Raw genomic sequence first — 4453 nt, 5'->3', positions numbered from 1 at the left:
TCTATCAACCACAATATTTTATTTCTTCATTTTAATTTTAGCTCTAAATTCCCGAAAAGTCAAACATTTTAAGAGAAAAATCAGACTTGACACCATTATTACTTTCTCTTTTACCTGGTGGTGGCCAGTTCTACAATAATGAGCCTATAAAAGGAATACCAATTCTTGCATTGAGTTCGTATCTCGGACATATATACTATACCAAACGAGGAAATTTACCATTAGCAGGAATTGCTATCTTTTATTTAGGGTCTGCATTTGAAGCATTTTACAAAAAATGATTGAGAAGACGGGGGTAGTGAGTTTGGAGGAGTTGAAGAAGGTGATGCCTTCGGAGGAAAGGTTAGAGCGGGGGGCTTGTGTAATAGTGGAATGTTTTGAGCGCATCCCTTGCAATCCGTGTGCTGAAGCCTGTCCCCAGGGAGCGATTAGGATTGAGGGGAATATAAATAATTTGCCAGATGTAGATTATGAAAAATGCAATGGTTGTGGAATGTGTATCTCAAGCTGTCCTGGGCTCGCTATATTTGTGGTGCATAAGAATTATAATCAAAATAATGGACTTGTGATGCTGCCATATGAGTTTTTGCCCCTTCCCAAGAAAGGTGATATTGTAAAAGAGAAAAATCAGACTTGACACCATTATTTCTTTAAAAGCAGCAAAATGAAAAAGTTAGTTTATAGGGTGCTTTTCTCAATTTTTATCCTGCTCGAAGCATTCACTCTCATTAGTATTCATAGAGATAATTGTCTCTTTGATTCTATTATCAAAGAGGTGGCTAACAAGAATTGCGCGAAAGACAATATTCTTGCTCTCTTGGATTGGGTTCATATTAATGTAAAAGTTAAAAACACAGGGACTCTCACTACTCCAAGGTATATATTAACTTATGGTTCAGGTTGTGGCGGTTTTGCTAAAGTTTTTGCAGTACTTGTGAGAAAAATGGGAATTCCGGCGAGGTTACTTTTCTCTTACAAGGATGGAGTTCCAGTGCATGTGGTAACTGAGGTATATTATCAAAAAAGGTGGGTTGTATTCGACCCTTATTACAAATATTACTTTCCGATAAATGATACGCTCCTTGCAACCGCGGAGGATTTAAAAAATTCTTCTTCTTTAATTGAGAAAGTAGTAGATAAGAAGAATTATCCTTTTACTTCCTACATTTATCAAGATGTTCGGAGGACAAATTGGAATAGGATTCCAATTATTTTACCTGCTGTATATAAATTACTTAAAAAGGTTATAGGAGATAGAGCTGATAGAATTAGTTTAAACATACTTGCTTTGAGGCCGAAAATAACCTTAAGTTATTGTCTCCTATTGCTCATAATAATACTTCTTATTAAGAGGCCGTTTAAAAGAGAAAAATCAGACTTGACACCATTATTACGTAAAGAATGACTAATTTGCTTGCCATTGGTATTGTCCTTATCATCGGAGTTATTGGAGCAAGACTTATAAGAAAATTAAAACAACCCTCTATCATTGGATGGCTTATTGTAGGAGCAATATTGGGACCTTCAGTCCTTGGATGGCTCTCTAAAGAAGTCCTGGATAGCCTCGGTTTTATAGCTGATATTACACTTGGATTTGTCGGCTTCATTATAGGCACACAAATTACAATCGGCGCACTTAGAAGACTCGGCAAAGGTATTATTATACTCATACTCGCCGAATGTATAGCCGCTTTTACACTCGTTTTTTTAGGGGTTTGGATACTTACTCACTCAATCTCTCTTGCCCTTATATTTGGAGGATTAGCATGTGCAACTGCACCAGCCGGAACAGTTGCAGTATTGGAGGAATATAGGGCAAAAGGTCCACTTACAAAGACGCTCTATATAGTAGTAGGAGCAGATGATGCAGTCGCTGTTATCATTTGTGTTTTTGCCACAGCTTATGCCAAAATAATCATAGGAGGAGAAAAACTATCAATCCTCACTACAATAGGAAAGCCATTAATTGAAATTGCATTAGCTATTGGAATTGGAGGCGCAATTGGCATAATTTTCGGACTATTTACACAAAAAGTCAGAGAAGATGCTATCCTTTTATCAGCAACAATCGGAGCCATACTTTTATGTGTAGGATTGGCAGAAGTTATGCATTTCTCATTAATACTTGCAAATATGGCGCTCAGTATGGTAATAGTTAACACTTTCCCACGAGTATCTGCACGAACATACAGACTTATTGAAGCCTTCGTTCCACCGTTTTTTGTTTGCTTCTTCGCATTAGCGGGTGCTCACTTTAATCTACCAGTGCTTATGAAAATGGGAATAATAGGTGTAGCTTATATAATGTGCAGAAGCATTGGAAAGATGGGAGGAACATGGCTGGGCGCTCTTATAGGGAAGAGACCTGCTGTTATCAGAAAATACTTGGGATTCGGAATGCTATCACAGGCAGGAGTGGCTCTCGGCTTAGCTTACCTTATTGTGAGAGAATTTGCATCACTGGGGGATGCCGGAGAAAAGATGGCCACACTTGCTATTACTATTATAGCTGCAACTACTATTGCCTTTGAAATCATAGGCCCTATTGGAGTAAAATTTGCTATTACAAAAGCAGGAGAAATTAGAGCCCAAATCCAGCGATAAGAAATTTTTGATAAAAAAATTAACAAATTTACTTCTCATCAATCTGTCTTCTTCCACTCAACTGTCAGAAAACTGGACACAAATTCCCCAAAAATTATAAAAACCCAATAAAGTTATTCTCTAAATTATCCGAACTTGAAAGTCAAAAAGAGAGAATATCATTTTCGCCGTGGAGTATTTCGGAGTGTTGATGAGCTAATTGAGAAGATTAAAGCCTTTATAAAACGACACAATGAAAACGCTAATCCTTTTGTCTGGACAAAAAGCCCAGAATATATTCTGTCCAAGACGGTGATAGAGGATAATGAAAAGGATTAATGAGACGAGACACTAGCCAGAATAAGCTTTTTGGTCAACTCCTTTCCTCCCATATGGGACAATCTGCAGAAATAGATACCCGCACTTACCATTTTACCATTTTTATCAGTACCATCCCACGAAATAGCAATTGGTGCTCCCAATTTATCAGGATTGGTTAAATTAAAGGAACGTACAAGCCTACCCGCAACATCGTAAATCTCAAGGTAGACTAAAGATTCTTCTCCTACATTTAGGTCTTTGGTCTTAAGTCTTATGTCTATTGTCGTCTTTCTACTAAATGGGTTAGGGTAAATTTCCAATTTTGCATCAGGGTGGTTACATTTTGCGTTGGCTTCTACCCCAAGTGGTATACCATTTATATAAGCATCATCAACCCAAATTGCTGCACGCGCATACCAGTATCCTTTACTCTTACTCCCACCCCACTGGAAGGCACGTGCATAAAACCTTATACCAGTCACGGTGTCGCCAACTCCATAACGTTTACCCCACTGCGTCCATACCTTATTCGAATCACCTACTGTGGGTGCTCCGGCTACATCTTCGTACCACTCAAATGTCCACGAGCCATTCTTCTTGACTTCTATAGTGACCCTTGCCTTATTCGAGCCTGTAAGTCCAGTTTGGTCCACCAATACGACATGTTTATGCCAAACACTAATGGTACAAGCCATTAAAGGGGCTATCTCTTGCCACACCCATCCTTTCTTCTCTAATATGTCCGATGGACTCTCAGTATAAACCTCCTCCTCCAATAGACAGCATGTATTACCTGAGTGGGCACTCCCTGTAGATTCAGGAGGAGATGCACCGCTCCCTTCAGTTGAGCTTGACCATGCACTATCCCATGGGGTAAGCTCAAAGCCTGGATTAATGAAATAATTATCAGCAACTGCAGGCACCCCAAAGAAAATGGCTACCAATATAAACAATAAATTTTTCATCTTCTCTCCCTTTTTTGTGGTTATGTCAGTAATTTTGTGTAAACCTGTCCTGACCTGTGGTCAGGATTCAACATAACCTTCCTTTCCCATAAGTTCAAAACCTTCTCTTTGCCAGGGTGGATTAGCCCTGAACTATAATATCTATTTTTATATCCCGATCACCCCCTCCACAAAAACTATCCATTTATAAATCTAAATTAAAAACTCTATTTCTCAAGTACTAAATTCCAAAAATTTCACGCCATAGCCCGTGCCCAGTTATTATTTAACATCCAAGTGATAGCATACATTATACGCTCGCAACTGTCAGGAGAGAATATCATTTTTAGTTGAAATTCTCTCAACATCTCCTCTATCCTTTAACCTCATCTCCATTCCCGACCTGTCGTCAGGACAGGTTTTATAGTATCTTGCATAAATCTTGTTACACTTTGGGAAAAAAATGTAACCGCAACCTTTAGGTTGCGCAATGACGTGAAGGGGACAGAGCCCATATTTATGGTTTTGCCTCTCTCCTTGACTCATATATTTTTTTCTATCAACCACAATATTTTATTTCTTCATTTTAATTTTAGCTCTAAATT

The 4453-nt window shown here is 38.5% G+C and carries 6 protein-coding genes; 4 read left to right on the top strand and 2 right to left on the bottom strand.

Features of this window, described 5'->3' with window-relative positions; all coding sequences use genetic code 11:
* The first annotated feature begins 86 nt into the window (after window positions 1-86).
* From QMD71_09885 to QMD71_09870, 4 genes are read left to right on the top strand one after another with little or no spacing between them, the layout of a single operon-like run.
* On the top strand, window positions 87-281 hold the full coding sequence (locus tag QMD71_09885) for a hypothetical protein (protein ID MDI6841134.1): 195 nt from the start codon (window positions 87-89) through the stop codon (window positions 279-281).
* On the top strand, window positions 278-637 hold the full coding sequence (locus QMD71_09880) for a 4Fe-4S binding protein (protein MDI6841133.1): 360 nt from the start codon (window positions 278-280) through the stop codon (window positions 635-637). The genes QMD71_09885 and QMD71_09880 overlap by 4 nt, the downstream gene beginning before the upstream one ends.
* Before the next feature lie 27 nt (window positions 638-664).
* The gene (locus tag QMD71_09875; GenBank protein MDI6841132.1) at window positions 665-1405 is read left to right on the top strand and encodes a transglutaminase-like domain-containing protein; all 741 of its coding nucleotides are present in this window, start codon (window positions 665-667) and stop codon (window positions 1403-1405) included.
* Window positions 1402-2604: a cation:proton antiporter gene (locus QMD71_09870; protein ID MDI6841131.1), complete on the top strand. Its 1203-nt coding sequence runs from the start codon at window positions 1402-1404 to the stop codon at window positions 2602-2604. The genes QMD71_09875 and QMD71_09870 overlap by 4 nt, the downstream gene beginning before the upstream one ends.
* A 314-nt stretch (window positions 2605-2918) precedes the next feature.
* On the opposite strand, the gene QMD71_09865 is transcribed toward QMD71_09870, so the two are convergent.
* Together QMD71_09865 and QMD71_09860 are read right to left on the bottom strand one after the other, a co-directional pair.
* Window positions 2919-3869, bottom strand: a complete 951-nt coding sequence (locus QMD71_09865; GenBank protein ID MDI6841130.1) for a T9SS type A sorting domain-containing protein — start codon at window positions 3867-3869, stop codon at window positions 2919-2921.
* Window positions 3870-4175: 306 nt separating this feature from the next.
* Entirely contained in the window at window positions 4176-4415 is a 240-nt protein-coding gene (locus QMD71_09860) for a hypothetical protein (GenBank protein MDI6841129.1), read from the bottom strand.
* Window positions 4416-4453 lie beyond the last annotated feature (38 nt).

It is taken from the genome of bacterium, from assembly GCA_030018315.1.
Classification (GTDB): Bacteria; Hydrothermota; UBA3073; order JACQXS01; family JAGMCI01; genus JASEGA01.
This window is presented reverse-complemented; position numbering and strand designations above follow the sequence as displayed.

Bases quoted from the DNA above. Each gene is read 5' to 3' on its own strand.
- QMD71_09870 (MDI6841131.1), top strand. From the start codon at position 1,402: ATGACTAATTTGCTTGCCATTGGTATTGTCCTTATCATCGGAGTTATT.
- QMD71_09865 (MDI6841130.1), bottom strand. From the start codon at position 3,869: ATGAAAAATTTATTGTTTATATTGGTAGCCATTTTCTTTGGGGTGCCT.
- QMD71_09875 (MDI6841132.1), top strand. From the start codon at position 665: ATGAAAAAGTTAGTTTATAGGGTGCTTTTCTCAATTTTTATCCTGCTC.
- QMD71_09880 (MDI6841133.1), top strand. From the start codon at position 278: ATGATTGAGAAGACGGGGGTAGTGAGTTTGGAGGAGTTGAAGAAGGTG.